This window comes from Halomonas sp. LMYGS-3, from assembly GCF_059509875.1.
In genome coordinates, this window is record NZ_JCAKFQ010000042.1 from 1 (window position 1) to 25,320 (window position 25,320).

Sequence of the window (25,320 nt, forward strand, 5' to 3'; positions counted from 1 at the left end):
CTGGTACTCTCTCATTGGGAACATCCTATCTCTTGGCGGAGACTGGAGGTTCCCTTTGACCGCAGCACACGGTCAAACCTCGGGTAGTCCCCCGGCAAAGCCGGGGGATTACCTTATTTATTTATAGTCAAACCATAACGGTATGGTAATGTACCATCCTTTCTTGCCTTGCCTACTCGCGGAAAAGATCAGCGTGGCTGCCAGTACGGGCCAAGTGCAGCTCGTCATCCACCACGCGATACAGCAGCAACCAATTGGGCTCGATGTGCGCATCCCGGTACCCCTTCCAATTGCCCCGCAGCGGGTGGTCCTGGTAGACGTCTGGCAAGGGAGCCTGCTCGATTAGCAGGCCCAGCAGGGTCCGCAGCTTGGCCATGTCCTTGCCGCGCTTCTGGACCCGTTTTACGTCTCGCTTGAACTGGCCGGAACGTACTGGGGTCAGCATCAGATGCCCAGGTCCTCGAACAGAGCATCCGCGCTATCAAAGCGCTTGCCCTTGCCGGCTTCCAACTCTTCCAGGGCCTTGGCCGTGGTGGCGTTCGGCACCTGCACGGCAAACGGCAGACGTTTTTCGTCGGCGATCCGCAGCATCAGCAGGCGGATGGCATCGGACACTGACAGACCCATGGCCTCCAGGGCAGCGGTGGCGCGCTCTTTGGTTTCGCGGTCGATGCGGGCTCGGACCACGGTATCAGCACTCATGGTGTCCCCCCTTTCTGACGTGGCTACGATGTAGCTACATCATAGCCGCACTACGTCACTTTGTCACCCCCCACTGTCGAGCTTGTTGGAGCCTAAGCGGCTGTTAGACTATGAACCCTGGAGGGGCGAGACCAAGTTCTCTGCCAGCATGTCTCTATCCTCCACCAAGCTGTCCAGCCGCTCCAGGTTGACGCCGGTTACCCCAACCTCAGCGACATCCGCCGAGGCGCCTGCGGCGCCAATCGCGCAGAAGATCTGCGCTCCCACAGGGCAGCCATCCGCACCAACCCTGTGGGAGCCACGCTCTGCGGGGCGATTGCGGCGCGAAGCGGCGCTGGCGGTGGCCTGAGACGTTGGCGGTTACCGCCAGGCGCCTGCGGCGCCCATCGCTCGGCGGAGCCAAGCTCCCACCAGGCAGGCATCTGCTCGTCCTGACAGGAGCTCCCACCGGCGGGTACTACCTTATGCCGCAACGAGCTTCTTGACGCGAAGGCTCTTGCGGTGCTGCTCGGCATGCCAAAGCTCATACTGGGTCTGCTGGGCAAGCCAACTCTCCGCCGACGTCTCAAACGCGATAGAGAGCCTGATGGCCATTTCAGGGCTGATACCAGCCTTGCCGTTCAGTATCGCACTCAGGGTCTTACGGTTTACGCCAAGCGCTTCTGCTGCGGCGGTCACAGACAAACCAAGAGGCTCCAGGCATAGTTCCTTGATGATTTCACCTGGGTGAGGGGGATTGTGCATCAACATGTATGGCACCTCAGTGATAATCTTCATAGTTCACTGAAGTTGACCGCCTCCATTGGCCCCTTCAGTTCAAGCCATGATCCGCCGTGGAATCAGTGCTTGTCTTCGGCACGGAAGGCCTGAACTTCCGCGGTCGTCAGCCCAGTCGCTTCGGCGATCTGCTCATCGGTGAGCACCCCCAGCTTGATCAGGTTGCGGGCCGTCGCCTGATTCGCCTCGAGGCGGCCTTCCTCGCGGCCTTCCAGACGCTCCTTCTTCACCAGGTTCTCTGCCAGCATGTCTCTATCCTCCACCAGGCTATTGAGCCGCTCCGGGTTGACGCCGGTTACCCCAACCTCAGCGATATCCACCGAGGCGCCTGCGGCGCCAATCGCTCGGCGGGCCAAGCCCCTACCTCGCCCCAAACCCGGTAAACAGAATCCGCACCGTCTTCAGGGTGATCAGCACATCCAGCCATAGCGAGAAGTGCTTGATATAGTAGAAGTCATACTGCAGCTTCTTCGACATGCCATCCACCTCGGCGGCATAACCCTGCTCCACCTGGGCCCAGCCGGTGATGCCCGGGCGCACCACATGGCGATAGCTGAAGAACGGCACGTCCTGCTCGTACCACTCTGAGAGCGAGGTCGACTCGGGCCGCGGCCCGATGAAGCTCATCTCCCCCTTCAGGATGTTAAAGATCTGCGGCAGCTCGTCGATGCGATACTTGCGGATCCACATGCCGACCCGGGTGATCCGCGGGTCGTCCTCGGAGATGGTGAAGTCCTCGCCGCTCATGTCGTGGTACATGCTGCGAAACTTGTACATCAGGAAGGGGCGCTGGCGATACCCCATGCGCGGCTGCAGGAACAGTACCGGCCCGGGGCTGTCGCGCTTGATCAGGATGGCCACCACGGCCATCAGGGGCAGCAGCAGCGGCAGCAACAACAGGGCACCGAAGAAATCGACCACCCGCTTGAAGCCGACATACATCAGCGAGGGCAGCAGGCTACCGAACTCATTCTCGGAAAGGCGATCGATCTGCACGCGGCCAGAGAGCGACTCGGATATCTGGCGGATATGGTAGACGGGGATATGGTTGAGCGTGCAGCGGGCCAGGAAACGCTCCCACTCGGCCGGCAAGTCGGTGGCGCGCAGGTCGGCGACCACGCCATCGTAGCGCACGCCGCCCAGATCAGTGGAATCCAGCATCCGCAGGTCGACCTGGCGTGTTCCCAGCAGCCGCTTGGTATCGCCGAACGGCACCAACGCCAGCTTCAGCCTGCGGAAGCGCCGGCCGATGAAGTACCCCAGGAAGAACCACGCCAGGCTGACCAGGTAGCCACCGAACAACACCTGCCGCGTGTAGCCCTCACGAGTGAAGAACAGAATCGCCACCGCGATCAGGAAGGCAACGGACACCGTGGGCATGATGTAGGCCGCCAACTGCGCCCCGGGAAAGCGGGCCATGCGCCGCAAGGTCAGCGCCGAGGCCAGGAATGCCAGGGCGATGGCAATGACGGTGTTGGTTCGCACATCCGGCAGGTAGTGCCAGAACTCCCAGCCCCAGCGCTCCAGCGAGGGCAGTATGATTACCAGCGGCATGCCCACCAGCAGATGAATCCCCAGGCCCAGCAACAGGACCTCATACCACCGGGAGTGGCGGCGCTGATACAGTTTGTCCACTAAATCTCCAAAGTGAGGTGTGATACCCGTTGAGCTAACCTATCAGCCTATTGAGGACCTGAGATGCATGCTTCGTGACATCCATGTTTTGGTCTAGCCAGTCTCTTCCTCTTCTACCCATTTCACGTCGAGAAGAATCGTCAAGAGCATCTATCCTTATTATTCCCTCCGCAATATCCTTCGCAGAATCTGGTTTGCAGCATACCCCACACCCTGAGGCACTAACAGGATTATCCTCATCACCGACAGAATAGACAATTGGCTTCCCTGCCTGCATATAGTCGTTTAACTTAGTTGGACTCACACCCATGGAAAATATCGGAGCATCGACTAGACCAATATAAGCAATATCGATTCTGGACAAAAAATCTGAAACAGCTGATCTTGGCACCGGAGACAAAAAAGAGATTTTATCTTGAACAGAAAGTTCACGACTCAACTTCTTCAAATCTTCTTCATAAGGGCCATGCCCCATAATTACGACATGTATATTAGACCGCTTGAGAAGATGTACCGCCTGAATTAGAAATTGGAGCGAATTAGCAAGACCTATAGCCCCACAATAACCGACAACTGTACCTCCCCCTCTTTTTATTTCATTCAATTTTTCCAAGTGAGAAGATGGTAACGGCTCCTTCACATCCTCATCTTTTGAAATACCATTGGGTAAATACATAAACTTAGACGGGTGCATCCCTCGTGAAACAAGATATTTTTTGCTATTTTTAGGAACAGAAAGCACCAGCTCTGACTTTTTGCAAGCAAAGTCTTCTGCAGCCTGCATGGCCATAATAAATGGATGTTGTTTTGAAACCTCCCCTAGCTGACATAGTGTGAGAGGCCACAGATCACGAATATCATACACCAAATGCGCATTACATTTTCTGGATATCAAATACGCGGGAAAAATGGAAAAGGGGTTAGGTGAGGAGGCAATCACGATGCTGTACTTTTTTCTATTCCATAGAGAAGAAAGCATTACTCGAAGGTTAAACACAAGCATTGCGAAGACTCGCCCAACCCTTTTTGATGGATTGTATTTTGGAACCGAAAACCAAATGTATTCAATACCATCTATCTCATCATGGCCATTATTCTTACTAACATCAGGCTGGCAAGATCTTGAATGAGAATAAGACGCCGAAATAATAGTGACCTTACACCCACTTCTAACCCACTCTTTAGCCAGATTGTAATTCCTGTAAACCATTCCATGAATTGGAGACCCAGCATCCTGTGAAACTATTAAAATATTCATTCATGGACCAATAATAATATGCAGAATTTTATCTATTCCATGAACCGAGAAACGATTCGCTGAGACGCCTTACCACCTCCATAAAGGTCTTTGGAAAAATTCGCGTTACTACCTAAAAATTTTTTCAATGAATCAATTATCTTGTGCTTATCTGCACCAACCAATACATTGACTCCATTATCGACAAGCTCAGTCCACTCGGTTTGATCTCTTGTAGTGACACATGGCTTTTGGAAGAAATAGGCTTCCTTTTGCAAGCCACCACTGTCAGTGACTACCGCTTTTGAACAACTTATTAACCATAACATCTCTAGATAACCAACAGGGTCAATCACGTCAAAACTGACATTGATGCCAAGATTGTCAATTATCTTCCTTGTACGAGGATGCAATGGCATCACTACTCGCATTACGTGATCATTAACATGGTTTATAGCCGATATTATCTCATGCAATCTTTTTGGATCGTCAGTATTCTCAGCGCGATGCAAAGTCGAAAGAACGAAATCCTCATGTTCCCCTATTGTCAAGTTACTTGGTTTGATAGACTTCTTTGAAAAAAGGATCGCTGCATCTTGCATGACATCTCCCATCTGAAAGATACTTATACCATCCTTTTTCTCAAACCCCTCTGATTTTAGATTTTCCACTGCAGTATCAGTAGGGCAAAAAAGCATATCACTTACCTGATCTGTCAGGATTCGGTTGATCTCTTCTGGCATCTTCATATTATAACTTCTCAACCCAGCCTCTACATGCGCTACTGGGATGTGAAGCTTGGCAGCAGCTAACGCACCAGCCAGTGTAGAGTTAGTATCTCCATACACGAGAACACGATCAGGTTTATTATCAATCAATACTTTTTCGATCTCTGCCAGCATTCGACCCGTCATCTGCCCATGAGTACTACTATGTATATCAAGCTGATAATCAGGCTTGGGAATTTCAAGTTGATTGAAAAATATATCAGACATGTTCTCATCAAAGTGTTGGCCTGTATGCAATATTATTTCGCTTAATGATTGGAATTTAGTAATTTCCTTAGAAACAACGCTTGCTTTGATAAACTGAGGCCTAGCACCAACAATAGTGAAAATTTTCATGCTATGATATTCCTTTATACATTAGAGCTAATTTTTGAGAATAAGCATCCCAGTTATCACTTTCTATATAGCGATAACAGTTTAACTTTTTTTCTTTTTGCTCTTCATCAGTAATAGTATTGACTTTACTGGCAATTATTTCTGGCGTTAATGTTTCATCCAGCAACCAACCTACATTCCATTTGATTACTACTTTTTTCATTTCTACCATTGGCGTGCATAGTATCGGAACACCAGAATTTGGATATTCCCAGAGCTTATTAGGGGTACAGTACAGATGGTTAAGACCATGCTGCTCATATGGAATTAATCCAACAAAAGCACCAGCTGACCATTTATAAAGCTCTTCTTGCGGAACGGGAGGGATAAATATCACTGAGGGGATTTCACGCTGAATGCGGGTATTAATATCGTGCGAAATTTCATGTAAGGTTTTTGTCAACCCCCCCCACCCCATCATGACTAATGTTCTGTCATTTGAGAAATATTCACTAGCTTTAACTAAATTTTCAAGACCTCTCTTCCTAGCAAATCCACCTTGGTACAATATTATTTTTTGATTGAGGGGCAGACAAGATGCTTTATGTAATCTACCGTCATAATAAGTCTCCCCCACTTTCCTGGAAGCGTTCTTGATAATTATAGCCTTTGGTAGGCTAGGATATTTTTTTCTATAATAATCTGAAATACTTTCATTAATGGTTATAAAATAGTCAACATCAGCCTGAAAATTACTTATCTTCTTAACAACGTTTTCTTTAGTGTCAGTATCCAGCTGCGCGACTTCTTCGTAAATTTCATGCGCATCCCATATTAAACTAGCGCCAATTTTTTTCTTTAGGCTAACTGCAGCATCCATGGTACGAAGATCATGAGCATGAATAATATCTGGATTATACTCCAAAGCTTTCTTATACAACGCCTCTGTTCTATGCTCGTCCCATAACTTTTTCCTTGTTATACTTATCATCTTTAACAATAATTTAGCTATTAATGCTATTACAAACTTCCTGTACCTTATAATAAAGAAAGACGCAAGAAATAATATAGAAACGGTCACAGCAACGGTAAGATTCAGCACACTACTCGGAGAGTAATAGAGAACAAATAAAAAAACTAAAAATACGGCAATTAATAAATTCCACCGATTCGCCTTTAATAACAAGTAAAATTTTTCTAACACCCCCCTGTAATTTTCATATATAAATCCAAGAAGTCCTGCAGAAAACCCCCGAGGAATTAGTTCCAACTTGACACCTGAGTCTCTCAATCGACTATATCCGTCTTTAACATGATTATCCTCGAAGCCAAAAATAGTTACTTCCCGTTCTGGGCTCACGATAGAGTCGGCACTTTTAAGTATCCTAGAGTCTCTGACAACTGAATTAAAGCTAAGGACAGCAACTTTCTTCATTGAAAATCAACTCCAAATAATTTCTTGGCATGCTTCTTATCAGACACAATAATTAAAAGTTTCTCATTACACTTTGATAAAAATGACAGAACATCTTCTCTCTTTCTATTATAGAAAACATCCTCTTGTACAATGTAGCGGCCTTGATACTTCATAGCATAATGCTTTTTCTCAAAAAGAGTTAGACCGCCCAGCTGTATCTCATTATTTTTATACTTGCACCTAACCTCTTTTGTCATTTTAGCAAAACTATCCCTATGGATTAATGCATGTTTGTACTCATGCAAGTAAATGGATTGTTCGCCTGGACGTATGCGGCCAAGAAACGACACTAAGTCAGTGTGAAAACTTATCCGATTAATCGAGAATAATGCAGCTCGAGTGAAGGAAAAAATATAGCGCAGAAGAAAAACTAATAAAACAACTAAGGCCGGATCAACACTTGCATCCTCAATGGTAATGCCTAAGTATGCGGCTGGTAAAATTAAAGTTGTTGCTGATAGTATTGCTATAGCGAAACCTGAGTAAGGAGGGACTAATTCCTCTGAATCCGGTGCTGTTGTTAGCGTAAGAAACATAGAAAAAAAAATAAACACTAAGACAACATTGAATAATGCAAATAACGCCATCTGAAAATAAAACACTGATATCACAGAAATTGAAGCAATAATAACAACGACAGGAGGCAGGAAAAGCATAAAAAAACAACGAACAACTTGAGGCCCATGTGACTTATACCATTTTAGTAAAGAATAGTAGTCCTTTTTCACTTTCTTTTTTTTGTAGAAAGCATGATTAATTTCTTTCTTTAACGAAAAATTGATATTTTTTACTGCTGAATATGTGAGTGATGCTACGACCAAGAAAAAAACGGCTATTACAAGATAGTAATTTTTGCTAAAACTAACCCACCTACTTAAAAAACCTCCTCCATCATTAATATATGCCACTACAAACACAAAAGAAGCTACATTTAAAATACTCGCGGCAGAGTTAACTCCGCCTAAGAAGAAAGATCTCACGATAGCCGTTGAGTACTTCTGAAAAGAAGCATTATTCAACAAGTGAAAACCACTGATTTGTTGGAGCATTCATTTTCTGCCTTCAAATAATTTTTTAAATGCCAATTTGGATGCATATATAACCCCCCTTTCGCCACAAAGCGAATGAAATTTATTGATTTGAAGAGAGTAATAGTTTTTAGCCGCTCTGAAATTATTTATTTTAGCTTTAGGTTTTGGCGATATTTGTTTGCTCCGTAATGGATTTAAGTAATCAACTAACTCTGAGTAATTTTTATTGATTCTCATTGTAGCATAAACATATTCCAATGTTTCAGCAACATGAGGGGCATCGTGCAACTCCCGTACGTATTTTCTCGCACTGCTAGCTGTCAACTCTCGGAGCTCACCGTCATTCAATAATCTCTCAAGAACAGTTTCAATATTTTTAGGGTTAGCTGATACAACTGGCTTTTGTTTAGGTAAGAAGTGCTTTAAATCATTTCTTATGTAACTTACGACAGGTTTTCCCAAAGCCATGGCCTCAACTGCTAACACCCCATACCAGCCAATTCTCACCTGATCTATCACTATGTCAGCTTTGGCATATTCTTTTAATGCTTCGTGGTGATTCATTCCCTCAACTAACTTAAAATCAATGTTGTACCCTTTTCTTTTTAACGATTCAATTGCACTGACAATACAGCTTGTACCTTTTATTTCTTTATTAGAAGGCGCATGTGCAATGGTAAATTTGTTCTGTCGCCTTGGATTGTCACACACACTTAGATATTTTTCGATATGGGCAACATTAACTACGCGGGGCACTATCAACGCCCTAGGTATATAAGACTGTAACTCAGGATCAACAACGAAGACACCATCGCATATACTACTTATTAACTTTGAAAAATTTTCTTGATGCGCCTCAGAATATTTTGTAAATACATTATTTGGATTATTCTCAACATAATTAAATTCTTTTTCGGAAAATAAACTTTTCCTTCGTGCTTCTCCCCCACGGAAGTGGAAAAAAACCTTTTTACCCTCCATTTTGGCTATAATTACATCCAGTCCTGTCGGATATATAAGCTTTTGGTTATAGCATAATGTCCTGCTATGGTAATGGAGAACATCAAAATCATTTAATATCTTGACATAACGTCTGAGAACGTTTCGGTCAAACTTAGAAAACTGAAAATCAATATCACTTTTATAACCATACCCATGCTGAGCAACTGAAAGACTCTTGCTGGCAACCCCTCTATCATTTAAACACTGAGACAAAATACTTGGCTGGCCAGCTGAGCTTGTTGGCAGCTGTAAAACAGAAGAATTTTTATCAGATACATGAACCTCTGAAAACAGTTTGTAACTATCATATATTGATTTTAATTTAAACTCCTGGTTCTCCCAACAAAATCTTTCTGCCAAACTTTGCAGCTCGCGTGCATCATAACCAATTGCAATCGTTCTATTAATGGACTCCGCTAATGAATCCTCATTGCCATCAACGAAAATCTTCCCGCAGTTGTACTCTGTTACAAATTTTTCCATAGCTGCATTATTACTAACAACAACGGGAAGTCCTGAGCCTAAGTATTCAAAAATCTTGTTAGGCAGTGCAATTTCTGCATTGGGATATTTCCTAATCGGATGAATACCAATATCCGCAGTCCGCATATATGATACGAGGTCGTCATAGCCTACGTAAGGGAGAAAATGTACTCTATCGCTAACTCCAAAACTCTTTATTTGATCCTTGATTTTATCAACATACTCATTGTTAGAGTTGGTAATTATTGCAACGTGCAAATTATCTATTCTTGGCAACGCCTTAATAATTAAGTCGACACCTCTTATTTCCTTCACATTGCCGCAGTAAACTGCTAGAGGAGTTTTAAATGGCAGGCCTACATCCGATCTAATATCGCGGTGATAGAACTCATCAAAGGAAGACTGACGCGGTGAATTATATATTACATCGGGATATGTTTCCAGGCAGTACTCATTTTTGAGAATTACCGATAATTCATTTGAAACACAAGTTATATGGTCAGGAATGCTTATATAACGACTCTCACATGCCTCGAAAAACCTTCTAGTCTCAGAATTGATTTCCGTTAATCCAGAAACGTACTCATGTACATCATGAATCCATTTTAAATTTTCGCCTTGATACTTATCATATACCATCCCCCCTACAGCCAAACCAACCATATCATGGGTATGCAAAAAATCGAACTTATGGTCTTCTAGTAAAGAAAGTAACTCTCTTGACAGTATAGCTGTATATTCTTGATAGTTAACACCACTTTCAGACTTCCAATCCAATCCTTTCGAAATTATTTCATGCTTGGGATGGGGTAACAGTAATGTCTCAAAAGAAAATCCTTTCAATAAATTCTTTTTTTTCTTCGTGGAAACTCCTACCAATAAAACTTCATAGCCAATCTTGCGCAAGGTGTCGGCTGTTTTAATAACTCTGGAATCACCGTCAACTCCATTAGCAACAAACATTGCAATTTTAAATTTATGATTGCTGACATATTCTTTATCAAATGAGAAAATCATTACTTAAATCTCAGTTAATGCTTTCACAATTTCCATGACTTCTTCGCCATGTAAATATGGATGCATAGGCAAAGATATAACTTGGTCGGACACTCCATCCCCTATTGGTAATTTTACGCCCGAATCTAGGACTGCCGGTTGCTTATTTAACGGTATGGGATAGTGTATCGCTGTAGGTATTCCTAACGACTTCAGCCGTTCTACCACAACTTCTCGCTGGTGAACTTTAATTGTGTACTGCGCCCAGACACTCATGTTGTAATCTTCAACAAAAGGACTGTGTACTGTGCCCAGTTCATGGAATAGAGTAGTGTATCGCTCAGCCACAAAATTCCTAGCGGCGATTTCATCGTTAAGTAATTTGAGTTTTTCCAGCAAAATAGCAGCTTGCAGTGTATCCAAGCGACTATTCACTCCTACTCTTACATGATGATAACGCCGATCCTGTCCATGCCGCGCAATTTGGCGTAATATAACTGCCAGATCGTCGTCGCTTGTAAATATAGCGCCACCATCCCCATAGCACCCTAATGGCTTGCTAGGGAAAAAACTGGTGGTAGCAATGGTACTGAGGTTGCAGGACTTTCGTCCCTTGTAAGTGGCACCAAAACTCTGTGCAGCATCCTCAATTACAGGAATGCTGTGCTTCTCTGCAATGGCATTGATGGCATCAAAATCGGCGCATTGGCCGTAGAGTGAGACCGGAATAATCGCCTTGGTCCGCGGGGTAATTGCGGCTTCAAGCTGTGCTGGGTCAAGATTGTAGGTACGAGGATCAATATCTACATAGACCGGCTTGGCACCCAACACTGCAACGGTTTCTGCTGTCGCAATATAAGTGAACCCGGGAGTGATCACTTCATCGCCTGGCCCGATGCCAAGCGCCATCTGAGCAATCTGGAGAGCATCAGTGCCATTGGCCACACTGATACAGTGCTTAGCCCCAGTATAAGCCGCTAACTTCTCTTCCAGTTCGGTTACTTCCGGCCCAAGGATATATTGTCCATGGGCCAACACTCGCTGGATACCGGCGTCGATTTTTTCCTTGATCCGCGCCTGCTGCGCGGCCAGATCGATGAATTGCATCATGCAGGCACCTTAATCACTTGCTTGCCATCCATTACGTAGCGCTCATTTGTATGCAGGCATCGGATCTCACCTTGCCCTTCCAGCGGCAGGTCGAGCTGCTCCCCGAACTCACTCATCCAACCGATCTGCCGCGCAGGCACTCCCACCATGAGGGCATAGGCCGGGACATCCTTGTTTACCACCGCACCGGCACCGATGAAAGCGTATGCGCCAATGGTCACACCGCACACAATCGTGCAATTGGCCCCCAATGTGGCACCCTGTCTGACCAGTGTGCTTCGATATTCACTCTTGCGTTCGATCAGCGAGCGGGGATTGTAGACATTGGTGAATACCATGCTTGGTCCACAGAAAACACCATCTTCAAGCGTCACATCATCGTAAACTGAGACGTTATTCTGCACCTTGCAGCGATCACCGATCACCGCCTTATTGCCGATGAAGACGTTCTGTCCCAACGACACACCCTTACCGATGCGTGCTCCACCGCATACATGCACAAAATGCCAAATGCGTGACCCATCGCCGATCTGCGCTCCCTCATCGACGATGGCGGAGTCGTGAATCTGTATGCTCATGGTCAAATCAGCCGATTCAGGAAGGGGTGAGCTTCGTTGTTGTCAGGGGCCTGAGGAGGTGTAGATCGAATAGTGTTGACCGTCTCGATGCAATGACGCGCATCTGCAAGTCCATAGCCTCGTCCAGCCAAGATTTCCTGATAGCTAACCGTGTGCAGATCGGTAAAGCCACCGGAGAACTCAACCTCTTTGCCGTCAACTGTGATAGAGCGGTAGGTCGTCTGCTGACCTTTTACACTCTCCGGCAAATCATTGGCATCAATGGAAAGGAACCAGGGCACACGAGCCTTCTCGTACTCGAGGTAGCCGGCTGCCTTATCATTGTTTGCGTAGTGAAGAACGTTTTTCTGTAGCTTCCCGAAGATGAAGTGGAGCATATCAAAGAAATGAACGCCAATATTGGTAGCAACGCCAAAAGACTTTCGCGGATCTCCCTTCCAGCTCTCCATATACCATTTGCCACGGGAAGTAATATAGGTCAATTCCACATCATGTTTCCCTTGACGATCCTCACGGGCCACCTTCCGCTTGAGATCAAGAATAGCCTGGTGATGCCGTAATTGCAGGATATTATAAACACGCTTTCCGGTTTCTTGTTCAATCAGTTCAAGTTCGTCCAACAACTCTGGCGTAGGGACCAACGGTTTCTCGCAGATCACATCACACCCCATTCGCAGACCGGCGGCGATATGTGCATGATGCAAGTAATTTGGAGTGCAGATTGCCACGTAATCCAAGGCAGTTGCCGGCTGACGCTTGAGCTGCCAGGCATGCTCTTGGAATCGCTCGAACTCGGTAAAAAACTCGCTGGCTGGTGAGATTGAGTCGATAACACCCACAGAATCGTTGATGTCATAGGCTACCGATAAATGGTTGCCAGTTTCATTGATGGCCTTCATATGGCGAGGGGCGATATAGCCAGCAGCACCGATCAGGGCAAAATTCTTCATTTTTCACAGCTCCTCAAGCCTTGATGATATGATCAGCAGGTTCGCGATAGGTCCCACGGCTATCAACGATCAAATGTGCGTGCTGCTTTATGAGCTCATAGTCGAAACAGTCGTGGTCGGTCGCCAATACCACGGCATCGAAACTTGCCAGACTGTCAACTGTCAACTCAACGCTCGAAAGGCCAAAATGGTGCTCACGCATCTTCGGGAACACAGGCACATGATCATCGCTATAAGCCACTTCGGCACCTTTCGCCTGAATCATTTCCATTATCTCAACCGATGGAGATTCACGCATATCATCAACATTCTTTTTGTAGGCGATACCCAGCACCAAAACCCGGCTGCCCTTCAATGCCTTACCATGATCATTCAAGCCGTCCATAAGCTTGCCGACTACATATTCCGGCATCGCGCGATTCACTTCACCAGAAAGTTCAATGAAACGAGTATGCAAGCCATATTCACGAGCTTTCCAAGTCAAGTAGAAGGGGTCGATAGGAATGCAGTGCCCCCCCAGACCTGGGCCCGGATAGTAGGGAGTAAAACCGAAAGGCTTGGTAGCGGCTGCATCGACAACTTCGAAGATATCGATTCCCATACGATCGGCCACTACCTTCATTTCATTGACCAAACCGATATTCACCGCACGGTGAATGTTCTCCAGCAGCTTGGTCATCTCTGCCGCCTTGGTGGAACTGACCGGGACGACTTGATCGATGGCGGACTCGTAGAGTGCGACTCCCACCTCACGACATGCAAGCGTATGACCACCCACCACCTTGGGAATGGTACGGGTTTCAAAATCCGGATTGCCCGGATCTTCACGCTCTGGTGAGTAGACCAAGAAAAGATTCTTGCCTACCAGAAGACCGTTCTCCTGGACACGCGGTAACAGCTCTTCCTCAGTGGTACCCGGATAGGTCGTACTCTCCAGCGAGATAACCTGCCCTTCACGCAGATACGGCTTGAGGGCATTAGTGGTATTGACCACAAAACTCATGTCCGGCTCGCGATACTTGTTCAGCGGTGTAGGCACGCACAGAATCACTGCATCAACTTCAGTTACGCGACTGAAATCTGTAGTGGCTTGAAAACCAGACTGAGCCGCTTTGGTAACTTTTTCTGAAGAAATGTGCTCAATGTAGCTCTTGCCGGCATTGAGACTGTCGACCTTGCCTTGATCAATATCAATTCCCAAAACACGAAAGCCAATGTCATTGTACCGCAGCATCAACGGCAAACCAACATAGCCCAAACCGACAATGCCGATAACTGCCTCTTTCGTTTTCAGCTTGTCGATAAGCGAATTTTTAATTTCGGTCATTTTTTAACACCCAATCATTTTCATGTTAAAAGTAAAGCAAGCTTCCATTACGGAAACTGCTACAATTTATGGCTGTTAGTAAACATCATGTCATTCTCCGTGTATATCTTTCAGAGCAATGCAGACGGTTACTCAACAGTTACGGATTTGGCGAGATTGCGGGGCTTGTCCACATCGGTGCCCTTGACCAGGGCCACGTGATAGGAGAGCAACTGCAGCGGCACGCTGTAGACGATGGGCGCGACGTAGTCGCTTACCTTGGGCAGCGTCAGGTTGTGCACGCCCTCCCCCTCTTCCAGGCCGGCATGCTCGCAGACGAAATTGATCAACTGGCCGCCGCGGGCGCGCACTTCCTGCAGGTTGCTCTTGAGCTTTTCCAGCAGCTCATCGCTGGGTGCCACGGTCACCACCGGCATGTCGTCATCGACCAGCGCCAGGGGGCCATGCTTGAGCTCGCCGGCGGCATAGGCCTCGGCGTGGATGTAGGAGATCTCCTTGAGCTTCAGCGCCCCTTCCATGGCCACCGGATAGTGCGGCCCACGCCCCAGGAACAGGGTATGGCGCTTGCTGGCGAAGCGGGCGGCCAAGGCTTCGATGGTCGGCTCGAGTTCGAGCACCCGCTTGACCTGCTCCGGCAGGGCAGCGAGGTCGGCCATCAGTGACGCCACCCGCTCCTCGCCCAGTCGCTCACGGCCCAGGGCAAAGCTCAGCCACAACAGTGCCGCCAGTTGGGTAGTGAAGGCCTTGGTGGAGGCCACGCCGATCTCCGGCCCGGCGTTGGTCAGCAGGCGCAGGCCGGATTCCCGCACCAGCGAGCTGCCCGGTACATTGCAGATCGCCAGGGTCGCGAGATAGCCGGCAGTTTTGGCGAAGCGCAGGGCGGCCAGGGTATCCGCCGTCTCGCCCGACTGGGAGATGGTCACGAACAGAGTGCCTTCGGGCACCACCACGTGGCGGTAGCGAAACTCGCTGGCCACCTCCACCGAGCAGGGAATGCCGGCCAACCCCTCCAGCCAGTAGCGCGCCACCAGGCCGGCATGGTAGCTGGTGCCGCAGGAAACGATCTGGACCTGCTTGACGCTGGCCAGCAGCGCATCGGCACCGGGCCCCAGGATGGAGGTGAGCAGCCGGCCCTCGTCTGACACCTTGCCTTCCAGGGTGGCCTTCAGGGCGCGCGGCTGCTCGTGGATCTCCTTGAGCATGAAGTGGCGATACTCGCCCTTGTCGGCTACCTGATCACCGTGTTCGTAGCGCACGACGGGGCGGCGCGCTTCTGGCCACCCAAGCACGGCCTTGGGGTCAGACCCCGCTGGCTGTTCTGTCGTGGCCATTGGCATTGACTGTCGAGCCTGTTCAGCCTTGGGGTCTGACCCCAAGGCCTCATAGATCCGGCAGGCATCACGTGTGACCAGGGCATGGTCACCCTCTTCCAGGTAGATGAAGCGGTCGGTGACCTGCAGCAATGCCAGGGGGTCGGAGGCGATGAAGTGTTCTTCGCTGCCTTCTCCGATCACCAGCGGGCTGCCCATGCGAGCGCAGAGCAGGCGATCGGGGTGCTCGATATGGATGATGCCCAGGGCATAGGCGCCGTGCAGGGCCGAGAGGGTGGTGCGAAACGCGGTCAGCAGACGCTCTTCGGCATCGGTCGCCACGGTCTGCTGATAGTGGTGATGGAACAGGTGGGCGATCACTTCCGTGTCGGTCTCGGAGTGAAAGGTGTACCCCTGCTCCTGGAGCGACTCCCGCAGGCTCTCGTGGTTCTCGATGATGCCGTTGTGCACCACCGCCACCGAGGCATTCGACATGTGCGGGTGGGCATTGTAGCGGCTCGGCTTGCCGTGGGTGGCCCAGCGCGTGTGGGCGATGCCCAGTTGCCCCTTCACCTCCCGCCTGGCCAGCTTCGCTTCCAGTTCGGCGACCTTGCCGGCCTCACGCTCCCGCTGGAGCTGACCGGCCAGCGCCACGGCGATGCCGGCAGAGTCGTAGCCGCGGTATTCCAGCCGCTTCAGCCCTTCGAGAAGAATGGGGGTGACATTGCGCAGGCTGGCTGCGCCGACGATTCCACACATGGCGGTCCTGAAGAAAAAGCTGAAAGAAGGAATGTGGTGAGCGAGCGCGGGCCAGATGGCGATAGGCACGCTACCGCCCGGGGATTCTCCCGGGCGCATTCCCATGCCCTGTACCAAGCCTGGATACCGAAGGTGAGCGAGCGGCGAGGACAAGGTCAGTCATGAAGCGCCATGGTAGGCGCACACAATACATGCCGGGGAGCGGTTCCAGCGCCCCTTATCGTCCCTTGCCAAGCCTCGGCTCGGCACCCCTGCGGTATCGTTTTAATGATCGCGCCATTCTACGTCACCACGCGGCCGTGCTCCATGGTTGAGCGCCGGGGACGCTGTAGGCCATGCGTGATGGGCTAAGTCTGCTTGGGGTTGGGAGGATACAGCACCCGGCGTGCGGGTCAACGGGAAAACAGGCGGGGAAACAGGGGGATACTCGGGGGAAGGGGCGGTGATGGGGCATACGGGGGTGATCACCGCCGGGGCGCCTGCGGCGCCGATCGCCCGGCGGAGCCTGAGCCTGGCTCTACAGGGCTGGGTGATGGGTGCATGTATTGGCGGGGGTATGGCAGCTTGACTCGGGGACATCGCCTGCATTTTCTCGACGATGGCAGCAGATTCGCCGAAACAGGCGCCGAGGCCCGCCCCTATGGGGTCAGACCCCGGCCGAGTTGTGGCGCGCCACAGGGCACTGAACGAGCGGCTTCGACGCCGCCGGGGTCTGACCCCCTAGGGGCTCCCGGCGGCGTCGGTCACCCGCTACCCGGCTTTCTTCAACTGCCTGGCAGGCTGGCCTGATCTTGTTCGGTGCACTCAGGAGTACATCTACCTTGCGCCCGTGCATGGCGCGAACGCTGAGCCGGACAGAGAGCTCAACGAACGAGTCGATATCGCCGCCACGGGCGGTGTCGTCCAGCCGTGAGCCGAATAGTCTTACGGTGGCGCCAGGGCCAAGCTCGTCGGTGACGATATGCTGGATGATCTGTCGTTGGGTATTTGTCAGGCGCATGGGTCTTGCAGTTCGCGGCAAGGCGCTCGGCGCTTGGTCCTCGGCCCTGGAGGGGCGATCACTCTTTCAGCAGGGCTTCCAGGCTCTCGGCACTCAGGATACGCTCGGCCCAGGCTTCCAGCTGGTCGGTGGTGGCGCCCTCGAGCCTTTCCCGCGCCCAGTCGGGCAGCTCGCCGAACTTCAGCGTGATCTGCCTGGTGAGCAGCAGCAGCTCTCCCTCCTGGCGGCCTTCCTGGCGGCCTTCCTGGCGGCCTTCCTGGCGACCCTTCTCGATGCCGAAGCGTTCGGCGCTGGTGACATAGGGCATGTGCTGAGCCTCCGAACCGAAGCCAGGTAACTCTTTCAGTGGGTCGAGCGCAGCTCGTGCACCTCGTCCTCGCTCAGGCCGGTCGCATTGGCAATGGTGACATTATCAAGGCTGGTGGTCTCGATTAGATTGCGAGCGGTCTCTCGCTTGGCTTCGAGCTTGGCCTCCTGGATGCGGGCCTCAGCCTCTTTCAGCGCTTCCTGGCGGCCTTCCTCGCGGCCTTCCTGGCGACCTTCCTGTTTCCAGCGCTGCGGCCATTGGCCGGTACGTTCTTGCAGCATGGTGTATACCTCCCGCAGGTCTTCCAACCGGTTGAGTTCCTGCCACTGCTCCTTTGGTGCCTGTCGCCTGGCCCAGACTTGCTTCAGCCAGCTGGTGAAGGCATTGCGCAGCTCTTCTTGCTGATCGGCATAGAGCCATTCGACCAGGTGCCCCAGCACGTTCAGGGCTTCATCGATTCCCTGATAATGCTCCAGATTGAAGAGCGCTGCGACCACATTGCGCGTTTCGTCGGGCCACTGGGGATCGTTGACGATCGCCTTCTCGTCGAGCAGCAGGTAGCGCACGGCGGGGCAGTACTTTTCCAGCCCGCCGCTGACGCTTTCGACCATCTCGGCGATATCTTGTGCCGCATTCCAGCGTCTTTCGCCGTGGCGGGGGCATGGCGGCTCGACTCGGGGACATCGCCGGCATTGTCTCGACGATGGCAGCATGTTCGCCGAAACAGGCGCCGAGGCCCGCCCCTATGGGGTCAGACCCCGGCCGAGTTGTGGCGCGTCACAGGGCACTGAACGAGCGGTTTCGACGCCGCCGGGGTCTGACCCCATAGGGACTCCCTGCGTCGATAACCCGCTACCCGTCTGTCTTCAGCTGCCTGGCAGGCTGACTCGTAGGGCCGCTTCCCAGCGTTCCGGGGCTTTCAGTTCGCGACAAGGCGCTTGGTCCTCGGCCCTGGAAGGGCGATCACTCTTTCAGCAGGGCTTCCAGGCTATCGGCACTCAGGATACGCTCGGCCCAGGCTTCCAGTTGGTCGGTGGTGGCGCGCTCGAGCTTTTCCCGCGCCCAGTCGGGCAGCTCGCCGAACTTCAGCGTGATCTGCCTGGTGAGCAGCAGCAGCTCTCCCTCCTGGCGGCCCTTCTCGATGCCGAAGCGTTCGGCGCTGGTGACATAGGGCATGTGCTGAGCCTCCTCAAAGGCATAGTGTTCGTCGAGGAACTCGCGTGCGCGACGTCTGCGACAAGGCGCTTGGTCCTCGGCCCTGGAGGGGCGATCACTCTTTCAGCAGGGCTTCCAGGCTATCGGCACTCAGGATACGCTCGGCCCAGGCTTCCAGTTGGTCGGTGGTGGCGCGCTCGAGCTTTTCCCGCGCCCAGTCGGGCAGCTCGCCGAACTTCAGCGTGATCTGCCTGGTGAGCAGCAGCAGCTCTCCCTCCTGGCGCCCTTCCTGGCGGCCCTTCTCGATGCCGAAGCGTTCGGCGCTGGTGACATAGGGCATGTGCTGAGCCTCCTCAAAGGCATAGTGTTCGTCGAGGAACTCGCGTTCCAGAGCATCCGGCAGCCGCATCATCCAGTCGATCAGCCGGAACAGCTCGATGATCTGCTGCTTGACGTAGCCACGCTGGTACATCGATCGCGTGAGGTGCGCCTTCCAGCGCTTGAGCTCGTGCCCGTCATCGAGCAGCTTGGCCTTGAGCTGGGCCATCACCACCAGCGCAAAGACATTGTCGCTGGCTTCCAGTTCCGCCCAGCGGGCATCGAGATCCAGCAGCTTGGCGACCGGAAAGCGGAAGTCCACTTCGCAGCCCCAGCGGCCACGCTGGAAGCGCTGCGGCCGGAAGCCGGGACTGGCGTCGGCCAGCACCGCCAGGCTGACCACGTCGACGCCGTAGCGATCCAGCAGCCGATAATGGTAAGTATACATTCTGGCAGCAAAATCCGCCTCGGGTTCGCCCTGCACCTCGACATGGATCAGCACCCAGGTCTCCTGGCCGTCGTAGGTGTAGACCTTGGCCAGCTTGTCGGCGTACCGCCGGCCGTTATCGGCGTCCGGGGTGATCTGCTGGAGCTCCTTGTCGAGAAAGCTATGCCCCTTCGACCAGTCGATTTCGGGGTAGATGCCGGGAAACAACAGGGCCATGAACTCGGGGAAGCGCCACTCCAGGGCCTCCTTCCATGGACTGTCGTGATCCTGACGAGGGAGTGGGTCGCTCATGGGGCTCGCATCCTCATCCTGGAGGTGTTCCTTGGCGCTGGGCCCGGGCTTCCAGCTTGCGCTCTTCCGGCTTCAAGCTTGGAGCTTCAGGCAGGCCTACAGGGCCGCTTCCCAGCGCTGATGCCGCTGGCCGCAGACGATGAACCAAGGGTTGAGCACGCTGTCCTGCCGGTTGCAGCGCAGCGGTTCGAGGGTGTTGGCGTCGAGCACTTCGCCGCCGGCGGCGGTGACCACGGCCTGGGCGGCGGCGTGAGAGCGCCTGCTCGCTGGCATTCGGTGCACTCAGGAGTACATCTACCTTGCGCCCGTGCATGGCGCATGCAGTCTGGCTCCTCACGTTAATCCTGCCCCAGCTTGGTTAAAGCCTAAGCGACGCTTTTCAGGTATTGCGGCTCATGAAGACGAGCAGGCGATAGCTCGAGCCCATTGGGCCAGCAGAGCGCTCCGGCATCGATAAAGCAGCGCTTGGCATACTTTTCATCTTTCAGAGGTTCAAGCAAGGGGCCTTGATGCTCTCTTAGATATTCTGACAGGTCGAATATACCGTGAGCGCCATCGGAAAATTCAAGTTCGAATTGGAAATTTTGCAAATATTTAACGAAAAGCAGTTTAACCATGGTCAGCTCCTCTAATGCGCTCCAACGGTTCAAAGTGTTGCGCTCTTTCCCAATTTTCGAGTAGCTCATGCTGATGCTCAAGACACCATTCCCGGACGATGCTGGTCGCCTTTCTCGGCAATTTTCCGGCTTTGGCTTCTCCAGTGCGGATCACGATTAATGCTTCGAAACCTTGGTTTCGACATGAATATGGGGTGGCGGGTGATCGTCATGCTACATGCGCACCACTATACCAAAGAAAATGGACAGAATAGGCATATCGCTATGCTCCTGGAATAGCTGTCTCGGTCTCTGTTCGTCTTGAAAATTCTGCGGCCGCTGTTACCTCGAGCGCACGCCCTGCCCCTTCGGCCCACGCCAGCAGCTTGGCCTTGAGCGCGGCCTGGGCGTGGGGGTCGCCGTGTACCAGGCGCACTTCCCGCGGCGGGTAGCGCATGCGGCGCACGAAGTTGAGCAGGTCCTGCTGGTCGGCATGGGCCGAGTAGCCGTTCACGGTTTCGATGCGGGCGCGAATGTCGATGCGTTGGCCATCCAGCATCACCCAGCCGCCGCTGGGGCCATGGCGCTGGATGTCGCGGCCCGGGGTGCCGGCGGCCTGGTAGCCGGTGAAGAGCACGCAGTGGCGGGGATCGTTCAGCATGCGCTTGAGGTAGTTCACCACCCTGCCCCCGCTGACCATGCCGCTGGCGGCGATCACCACCGCGGGCCGGCCGCTCTCGGCCAGGTAGGCCACGGTGCGTTCGTGGGCTTCGTGGCCGTCCACGGTGTAGAGGTTCTCGAAGCTGAGCGGGTGGCGGCCGCGGCGCAGCGTCTGGTGGGCCTCGGCGTCCCACCAGGGCTTGAGTTCGCGGTACACCGCGGTGAAACGAGCGGCCAGGGGCGAGTCGACGATGATCTCGAGCTCGCGCCAGCGTTCACTGCGTGCGCGATGAATCAGTCCTTCCAGCTCGTAGAGCAGCTCCTGGGTGCGGCCCACGCTGAAGGCGGGGATCACCACGGTGCCGCCGTTCTCCAAGGCTCTGTCGATGGCGGCCTTGAGCCGCTCGCGGCGGTGGCGCCGGTCTTCGTGCCGGCGGTCGCCGTAGGTGCTCTCCAGCACCAGCACGTCGGCCCGGTACGGCGGCCTGGGCGCGGGCAGCAGCGGTGCGTAGGGCGCACCCAGGTCGCCGGAGAACACGGTGCGCTGGTGGTGCCCGCTGGCCTTGTCCTGGGTATCCACTTCCACGTAGGCGGAACCGAGGATATGCCCGGCGCGCTGCAGCTTGACGCGAAGGCGGTGGCGTTCGTCGTCGAGCACGGTGTGCCAGCGCTGGTAGTCCAGCGCCACCAGCCGCCCCTGCACTTCGGCCAGGAAGCGTTCGATCAGGGCGCGGTCGCGGGTGAAGCCGACCTTCAGGGCGTCTTCGATGACCAATGGCAGCAGCCGTGCCGAGGGCACCGAGCAGAGAATCGGCCCCTGGTAACCCGCCGCCAGCAGGTAGGGCAGCCGGCCGATGTGGTCGATATGCACGTGGGTGACCACCAGCGCCAGCACGTCTTCCACCGGGAAGCGCACCTGGTGCTGCTCGAGGCTGTCGAGGTGCTCGGCGTCCTGCCCCTGGAAGATGCCGCAGTCGACGAGCAGGGCCCGGTCCGGGGCGACCTGCAGGCGGTGGCAGCTGCCGGTGACGCCCGCCCCGCCGCCGTGGTGGAGTATGTTCACGTTGCCTTCTTATTCGTAGTTAATAGCGGCTTCGATATCATCCCGTTCGAGGTCGGGCATTTCCTCCAGGATCTGCTCGGTCGTCAAACCCTGTGCCAGCAGTTCAAGCACATCGACTACCCGAATTCGCATCCCGCGAATGCAGGGCCGACCGCCGCACTGGTCGGGGTTAATCGTAATTCTTGATTGAAGGTTGCGCATGATTACCTCCCATCCTTGGGGTCTGACCCCGTGCTCGACAGAAGTCGTCAACGTGGGCTCTCCCCGGTAACCTCGACATCCCGGGGGTCAGACCCCGGAGGCGGGTTCCGGTGTCGAGGCCCGCGCCTATGGGGTCAGACCCCGGCCGAGTTGTGGCACGTCACAGGGCACTGAACGAGCGGCTTCGGCGCCGCCGGGGTCTGACCCCCTAGGGCCTCCCAGCGCCGGTAACCCGCCCCGCTACCCGTCTGTCTTCAACTGCCCGGCGACTGGCTTCCCCGTCGCAGCTCGCCCCCTCACCTTCGTTGATGTGCTCGATCAGCTCCATGCCGGATTCCGCGGCCATGCAGAAGGCGATCATTTCGCTTGCATCATCCCCGGGTTGCGCAACTCCGCCGCCACCTCGCGGATGATATGGATCGACTCGGATTCGAGCTGCTTGAGGTGGGTGGCGCGTTCGGGGGTTATTTCGGACATCGAGATCCCAGATGAATTCAGGGTTCAAGGATTGTAGAGGGAGAGCTTTAAGCTGTAAGAGTTAAGAGTTAAGAGTTAAGAGTTAAGAGTTAAGAAAAGACAATAATCAAAGGACGGCGAAATCAATCAACGGGCTGACAATGGTGTAGAAAGGAAGGTTAAGGCGTAGGTTCGAGACTCATGGCGATGCTCCACTTTGATTGAGAGATTGAAGCACCTCGCCAACCTGAACCTCCAACATAGGCAAATCTCTCTCAATGGTCTTCCAAACCACATCTAGATCGACCTTGAAATACCCATGCGCCAACGCATTTCGTGTGCCGTAAGCAGCTTTCAGGGGAAATTCCGGATGCTTCGCAGCAAAGTCCGGAAAGTGGCGCTGGATATTACCCGCTGCCTCACCGATGATCTCCAGATTGCGGATCACCGCATCCTGCTTTTCTTCATTCATGAGGAATGCAGCATGGTCAACGTCTATGAGATAGCGCTGAATTCGACCTATGGCCTGCTGAATATGCTCAAGGTAGTCTCTTAAAGCCAACTCATCCCGACGACTCATACTGCCTGAGCCTCATTCAGCACTTCCATTTTCCACCTGTCAGGTAATGCACCAGGGGTCAGCACATCAACCTCCACCCCAAGGAGTTCTGTAAGCTCTTCACGGATAGCACCCACATCAAAGAGTGATGTCTCCTTGGTGGTGTCGATGAGGATGTCCAAATCGCTTCCATCCGTATCCTGGCCGTGGAGGACAGAGCCGAAGATGCGGGGGTTTTTGGCATGGTGCCGCTCCACGATCTGCCGGATGGCTTCACGATGCTGCTGATATGCAATAGATGGCTTCATGCAGAGCCCCCATTGGCACTTGAATAGCCAAACCTTAGACCATGAAGCATTAGCCGTCAATCAGCCAACGCTTGCTTTTCCATATCTTAATTGATGAAAAAGGAATCAGGACAACATCACCGGACTGGTACATCGTTCCAGACCTCGTCCTCGTCATTGTCCCATAGCTTTTCCATGCTCGATTCCTGTGCATGAGAAAAGCTTTTCAATTCACTTTTTTCAAGTCTTTGCATCAGAAAATAAGTAAAGTCCAGCGCCCCTTCTGGAGTGACTCGGGAAGCCGGTTGATATTACTGACAATCTTTTCAGACGTATTCATGATCTATTCGCCTCACTAGATAGCCAAAAGGATTTCTTACAGGATCTCAAGACTTCCAGCCTTATACTCTCGACATCCCGGGGGTCAGACCCCGGAGGCGGGTTCCGGTGTCGAGGCCCGCGCCTATGGGGTCAGACCCGAATGGCACTTACTTAAGCTTTTTCGGATGTCCGTAGCGTTGGATCTCCTCACGCGCTTGGTGGCGATGCGTTTTCAATAACCGGTGGGGCCGGGGGCGCCGTTTGATAGCTCTTGGCTCCAACCGATCCGGCCGCAGGCCCACGCGAATCGCGGTGATGTGCCCCATGACGCTCTGGCGCTCCTCGTCCGTTAGCGGCGAACGTGTCGCTATCTGTCGGAAAATCTGCAACGTATGCTTGAAACTGACGTGCTGGGGTAGCCGGTCCGCCCACTCACTGGAGTGCGCCATCACGCGGCGGATCAGGTTGTACGCCAACAAATACATCCAGACTTCCTTCTCCACCATGGCGGGCGTCTTGCAGCGCAGCACCTCCATGCCCAGTGTCGTCTTGATATCCCGGAAGCTCAGCTCGATCTGCCAGCGCTCCTGGTAGAGCGCCTGGATCTGTTGGCGTGGCGCTTGCCTGGAGGAGCACAGTGTCGTGACGATGACCATGTTCCCGGCGGCCAGCTCCCGGACCGGCATGGTGTCGGGCAAGGCATCAAAGGCTTCTTGACTCATCCACTCGTGCCGGTTCTTCGGTTTCTGCCAGGTGGCGATGTGGTCCTTGTCACCCAGCCTCTTCCCTGTCTGAAAGTCGGTCTGGCGGCCAAAGTGTTGGCGCATGACCACATCGACACCGCGGGCTTTCAGCGCCGCGATGAGCGCATAGGAGGGGTAGTAACGGTCGGCGATGACGATGTCGCCTGACTCAAAGGTGTCGAGCATCTCCCGCAGCAAGGCATGCTCTCCCGTGCCCTTGCCTTTCACGGGCCCCATCGCCGCATTGAGGATCGCCCCGCTGCTCAAGTCCAGGATGGCCACCAGCCGGGCGGTCGGGAACCCGAGACCGGGCTTCTGGCTGGTTTGCTGAGGAAAGCGCTGCTGGTTCTCGGGCGTGTCCGGCATCGACACCGTGGTACCGTCGATCAGCTTGATCGGCCGGCCCTGCCAGGTCCAGGCAGAGGGCACTTCCTCCGC

The 25,320-nt window shown here is 52.9% G+C and carries 27 protein-coding genes and 1 pseudogene; all 28 read right to left on the reverse strand.

Annotated elements, in window-relative coordinates; genetic code table 11:
• Positions 1-172: 172 nt before the first annotated feature.
• A complete protein-coding gene (locus AC5W54_RS21300; RefSeq protein ID WP_495964108.1) occupies positions 173-445 on the reverse strand; it encodes a type II toxin-antitoxin system YafQ family toxin in 273 nt (90 codons plus the stop codon).
• A complete protein-coding gene (locus tag AC5W54_RS21305) occupies positions 445-702 on the reverse strand; it encodes a type II toxin-antitoxin system RelB/DinJ family antitoxin (RefSeq protein WP_495964109.1) in 258 nt (85 codons plus the stop codon). Before AC5W54_RS21305 ends, AC5W54_RS21300 begins: the two co-directional genes overlap by 1 nt.
• Positions 703-1,164: 462 nt before the next feature.
• Complete coding sequence (locus AC5W54_RS21310; protein WP_495964110.1) at positions 1,165-1,452, reverse strand: HigA family addiction module antitoxin; 288 nt, start codon at positions 1,450-1,452, stop codon at positions 1,165-1,167.
• Positions 1,453-1,541: 89 nt separating this feature from the next.
• Positions 1,542-1,727, reverse strand: a complete 186-nt coding sequence (locus AC5W54_RS21315) for a hypothetical protein (protein WP_495964111.1) — start codon at positions 1,725-1,727, stop codon at positions 1,542-1,544.
• Between the two features lie 112 nt (positions 1,728-1,839).
• Positions 1,840-3,114, reverse strand: a complete 1,275-nt coding sequence (locus AC5W54_RS21320) for an exopolysaccharide biosynthesis polyprenyl glycosylphosphotransferase (RefSeq protein ID WP_495964112.1) — start codon at positions 3,112-3,114, stop codon at positions 1,840-1,842.
• A 34-nt stretch (positions 3,115-3,148) separates the two neighbouring features.
• Positions 3,149-4,372, reverse strand: a complete 1,224-nt coding sequence (locus AC5W54_RS21325) for a glycosyltransferase family 4 protein (protein WP_495964113.1) — start codon at positions 4,370-4,372, stop codon at positions 3,149-3,151.
• Between the two features lie 32 nt (positions 4,373-4,404).
• Positions 4,405-5,475: a non-hydrolyzing UDP-N-acetylglucosamine 2-epimerase gene (gene wecB, locus AC5W54_RS21330; RefSeq protein WP_495964114.1), complete on the reverse strand. Its 1,071-nt coding sequence runs from the start codon at positions 5,473-5,475 to the stop codon at positions 4,405-4,407.
• A 1-nt stretch (position 5,476) separates the two neighbouring features.
• Positions 5,477-6,889, reverse strand: coding sequence for a glycosyltransferase (locus tag AC5W54_RS21335; RefSeq protein ID WP_495964115.1), 1,413 nt, complete (start codon positions 6,887-6,889; stop codon positions 5,477-5,479).
• Positions 6,886-7,980, reverse strand: coding sequence for a hypothetical protein (locus tag AC5W54_RS21340; RefSeq protein ID WP_495964116.1), 1,095 nt, complete (start codon positions 7,978-7,980; stop codon positions 6,886-6,888). The genes AC5W54_RS21335 and AC5W54_RS21340 overlap by 4 nt, the downstream gene beginning before the upstream one ends.
• On the reverse strand, positions 7,981-10,464 hold the full coding sequence (locus tag AC5W54_RS21345) for a glycosyltransferase (protein WP_495964117.1): 2,484 nt from the start codon (positions 10,462-10,464) through the stop codon (positions 7,981-7,983).
• A 3-nt stretch (positions 10,465-10,467) separates the two neighbouring features.
• A complete protein-coding gene (locus AC5W54_RS21350; protein WP_495964118.1) occupies positions 10,468-11,553 on the reverse strand; it encodes a DegT/DnrJ/EryC1/StrS family aminotransferase in 1,086 nt (361 codons plus the stop codon).
• Entirely contained in the window at positions 11,550-12,131 is a 582-nt protein-coding gene (locus AC5W54_RS21355; protein WP_495964119.1) for an acyltransferase, read from the reverse strand. Before AC5W54_RS21355 ends, AC5W54_RS21350 begins: the two co-directional genes overlap by 4 nt.
• Positions 12,132-12,133: 2 nt before the next feature.
• Entirely contained in the window at positions 12,134-13,081 is a 948-nt protein-coding gene (locus AC5W54_RS21360) for a Gfo/Idh/MocA family oxidoreductase (RefSeq protein ID WP_495964120.1), read from the reverse strand.
• Between the two features lie 13 nt (positions 13,082-13,094).
• Entirely contained in the window at positions 13,095-14,408 is a 1,314-nt protein-coding gene (wbpA, locus tag AC5W54_RS21365) for a UDP-N-acetyl-D-glucosamine 6-dehydrogenase (protein WP_495964121.1), read from the reverse strand.
• Positions 14,409-14,536: 128 nt separating this feature from the next.
• Entirely contained in the window at positions 14,537-16,477 is a 1,941-nt protein-coding gene (gene glmS / locus AC5W54_RS21370) for a glutamine--fructose-6-phosphate transaminase (isomerizing) (RefSeq protein WP_495964122.1), read from the reverse strand.
• Between the two features lie 1,058 nt (positions 16,478-17,535).
• The gene (locus AC5W54_RS21375) at positions 17,536-17,784 is read right to left on the reverse strand and encodes a DUF4351 domain-containing protein (protein ID WP_495964123.1); all 249 of its coding nucleotides are present in this window, start codon (positions 17,782-17,784) and stop codon (positions 17,536-17,538) included.
• Positions 17,785-17,819: 35 nt separating this feature from the next.
• Entirely contained in the window at positions 17,820-18,395 is a 576-nt protein-coding gene (locus AC5W54_RS21380) for an RpnC/YadD family protein (RefSeq protein ID WP_495964124.1), read from the reverse strand.
• A 352-nt stretch (positions 18,396-18,747) separates the two neighbouring features.
• Positions 18,748-18,960 carry a DUF4351 domain-containing protein gene (locus tag AC5W54_RS21385; RefSeq protein WP_495964125.1) on the reverse strand — a complete coding sequence of 71 codons (213 nt, stop codon included), beginning with the start codon at positions 18,958-18,960 and terminating at the stop codon, positions 18,748-18,750.
• A gap of 94 nt (positions 18,961-19,054) precedes the next feature.
• Positions 19,055-19,996, reverse strand: coding sequence for a DUF4351 domain-containing protein (locus AC5W54_RS21390; RefSeq protein ID WP_495964126.1), 942 nt, complete (start codon positions 19,994-19,996; stop codon positions 19,055-19,057).
• A 96-nt stretch (positions 19,997-20,092) separates the two neighbouring features.
• Positions 20,093-20,269, reverse strand: a complete 177-nt coding sequence (locus tag AC5W54_RS21395) for a hypothetical protein (RefSeq protein WP_495964127.1) — start codon at positions 20,267-20,269, stop codon at positions 20,093-20,095.
• A 92-nt stretch (positions 20,270-20,361) separates the two neighbouring features.
• Positions 20,362-20,682, reverse strand: coding sequence for a DUF2442 domain-containing protein (locus AC5W54_RS21400; protein WP_495964128.1), 321 nt, complete (start codon positions 20,680-20,682; stop codon positions 20,362-20,364).
• Positions 20,606-20,767, reverse strand: a complete 162-nt coding sequence (locus tag AC5W54_RS21405; protein ID WP_495964129.1) for a DUF4160 domain-containing protein — start codon at positions 20,765-20,767, stop codon at positions 20,606-20,608. Before AC5W54_RS21405 ends, AC5W54_RS21400 begins: the two co-directional genes overlap by 77 nt.
• Positions 20,768-20,875: 108 nt before the next feature.
• On the reverse strand, positions 20,876-22,315 hold the full coding sequence (locus AC5W54_RS21410; RefSeq protein WP_495964130.1) for an MBL fold metallo-hydrolase RNA specificity domain-containing protein: 1,440 nt from the start codon (positions 22,313-22,315) through the stop codon (positions 20,876-20,878).
• A 9-nt stretch (positions 22,316-22,324) separates the two neighbouring features.
• The gene (locus tag AC5W54_RS21415) at positions 22,325-22,516 is read right to left on the reverse strand and encodes a DUF433 domain-containing protein (protein ID WP_495964131.1); all 192 of its coding nucleotides are present in this window, start codon (positions 22,514-22,516) and stop codon (positions 22,325-22,327) included.
• A gap of 369 nt (positions 22,517-22,885) precedes the next feature.
• A pseudogene (locus tag AC5W54_RS21420) lies at positions 22,886-22,993 on the reverse strand (sulfate adenylyltransferase subunit CysD); the annotation flags it as partial.
• 178 nt (positions 22,994-23,171) lie between these two features.
• The gene (locus tag AC5W54_RS21425) at positions 23,172-23,552 is read right to left on the reverse strand and encodes a HepT-like ribonuclease domain-containing protein (RefSeq protein WP_495964132.1); all 381 of its coding nucleotides are present in this window, start codon (positions 23,550-23,552) and stop codon (positions 23,172-23,174) included.
• A complete protein-coding gene (locus AC5W54_RS21430; protein ID WP_110284046.1) occupies positions 23,549-23,839 on the reverse strand; it encodes a nucleotidyltransferase family protein in 291 nt (96 codons plus the stop codon). The genes AC5W54_RS21425 and AC5W54_RS21430 overlap by 4 nt, the downstream gene beginning before the upstream one ends.
• A 467-nt stretch (positions 23,840-24,306) precedes the next feature.
• On the reverse strand, positions 24,307-25,320 hold a 1,014-nt coding region (locus tag AC5W54_RS21435; protein WP_495964133.1), incomplete at its 5' end, for an IS4 family transposase.

Bases quoted from the DNA above. Each gene is read 5' to 3' on its own strand.
- AC5W54_RS21390 (WP_495964126.1), bottom strand. From the start codon at position 19,996: ATGAGCGACCCACTCCCTCGTCAGGATCACGACAGTCCATGGAAGGAG.
- AC5W54_RS21380 (WP_495964124.1), bottom strand. From the start codon at position 18,395: ATGGTCGAAAGCGTCAGCGGCGGGCTGGAAAAGTACTGCCCCGCCGTG.
- AC5W54_RS21400 (WP_495964128.1), bottom strand. From the start codon at position 20,682: ATGAGCTACTCGAAAATTGGGAAAGAGCGCAACACTTTGAACCGTTGG.
- AC5W54_RS21300 (WP_495964108.1), bottom strand. From the start codon at position 445: ATGCTGACCCCAGTACGTTCCGGCCAGTTCAAGCGAGACGTAAAACGG.
- wecB (WP_495964114.1), bottom strand. From the start codon at position 5,475: ATGAAAATTTTCACTATTGTTGGTGCTAGGCCTCAGTTTATCAAAGCA.
- AC5W54_RS21430 (WP_110284046.1), bottom strand. From the start codon at position 23,839: ATGAAGCCATCTATTGCATATCAGCAGCATCGTGAAGCCATCCGGCAG.
- glmS (WP_495964122.1), bottom strand. From the start codon at position 16,477: ATGTGTGGAATCGTCGGCGCAGCCAGCCTGCGCAATGTCACCCCCATT.
- AC5W54_RS21305 (WP_495964109.1), bottom strand. From the start codon at position 702: ATGAGTGCTGATACCGTGGTCCGAGCCCGCATCGACCGCGAAACCAAA.
- wbpA (WP_495964121.1), bottom strand. From the start codon at position 14,408: ATGACCGAAATTAAAAATTCGCTTATCGACAAGCTGAAAACGAAAGAG.
- AC5W54_RS21360 (WP_495964120.1), bottom strand. From the start codon at position 13,081: ATGAAGAATTTTGCCCTGATCGGTGCTGCTGGCTATATCGCCCCTCGC.
- AC5W54_RS21325 (WP_495964113.1), bottom strand. From the start codon at position 4,372: ATGAATATTTTAATAGTTTCACAGGATGCTGGGTCTCCAATTCATGGA.
- AC5W54_RS21415 (WP_495964131.1), bottom strand. From the start codon at position 22,516: ATGCGCAACCTTCAATCAAGAATTACGATTAACCCCGACCAGTGCGGC.
- AC5W54_RS21310 (WP_495964110.1), bottom strand. From the start codon at position 1,452: ATGTTGATGCACAATCCCCCTCACCCAGGTGAAATCATCAAGGAACTA.
- AC5W54_RS21335 (WP_495964115.1), bottom strand. From the start codon at position 6,889: ATGAAGAAAGTTGCTGTCCTTAGCTTTAATTCAGTTGTCAGAGACTCT.
- AC5W54_RS21340 (WP_495964116.1), bottom strand. From the start codon at position 7,980: ATGCTCCAACAAATCAGTGGTTTTCACTTGTTGAATAATGCTTCTTTT.
- AC5W54_RS21385 (WP_495964125.1), bottom strand. From the start codon at position 18,960: ATGCCCTATGTCACCAGCGCCGAACGCTTCGGCATCGAGAAGGGCCGC.
- AC5W54_RS21425 (WP_495964132.1), bottom strand. From the start codon at position 23,552: ATGAGTCGTCGGGATGAGTTGGCTTTAAGAGACTACCTTGAGCATATT.
- AC5W54_RS21350 (WP_495964118.1), bottom strand. From the start codon at position 11,553: ATGATGCAATTCATCGATCTGGCCGCGCAGCAGGCGCGGATCAAGGAA.
- AC5W54_RS21315 (WP_495964111.1), bottom strand. From the start codon at position 1,727: ATGCTGGCAGAGAACCTGGTGAAGAAGGAGCGTCTGGAAGGCCGCGAG.
- AC5W54_RS21375 (WP_495964123.1), bottom strand. From the start codon at position 17,784: ATGCCCTATGTCACCAGCGCCGAACGCTTCGGCATCGAGAAGGGTCGC.
- AC5W54_RS21395 (WP_495964127.1), bottom strand. From the start codon at position 20,269: ATGCCAGCGAGCAGGCGCTCTCACGCCGCCGCCCAGGCCGTGGTCACC.
- AC5W54_RS21355 (WP_495964119.1), bottom strand. From the start codon at position 12,131: ATGAGCATACAGATTCACGACTCCGCCATCGTCGATGAGGGAGCGCAG.
- AC5W54_RS21345 (WP_495964117.1), bottom strand. From the start codon at position 10,464: ATGATTTTCTCATTTGATAAAGAATATGTCAGCAATCATAAATTTAAA.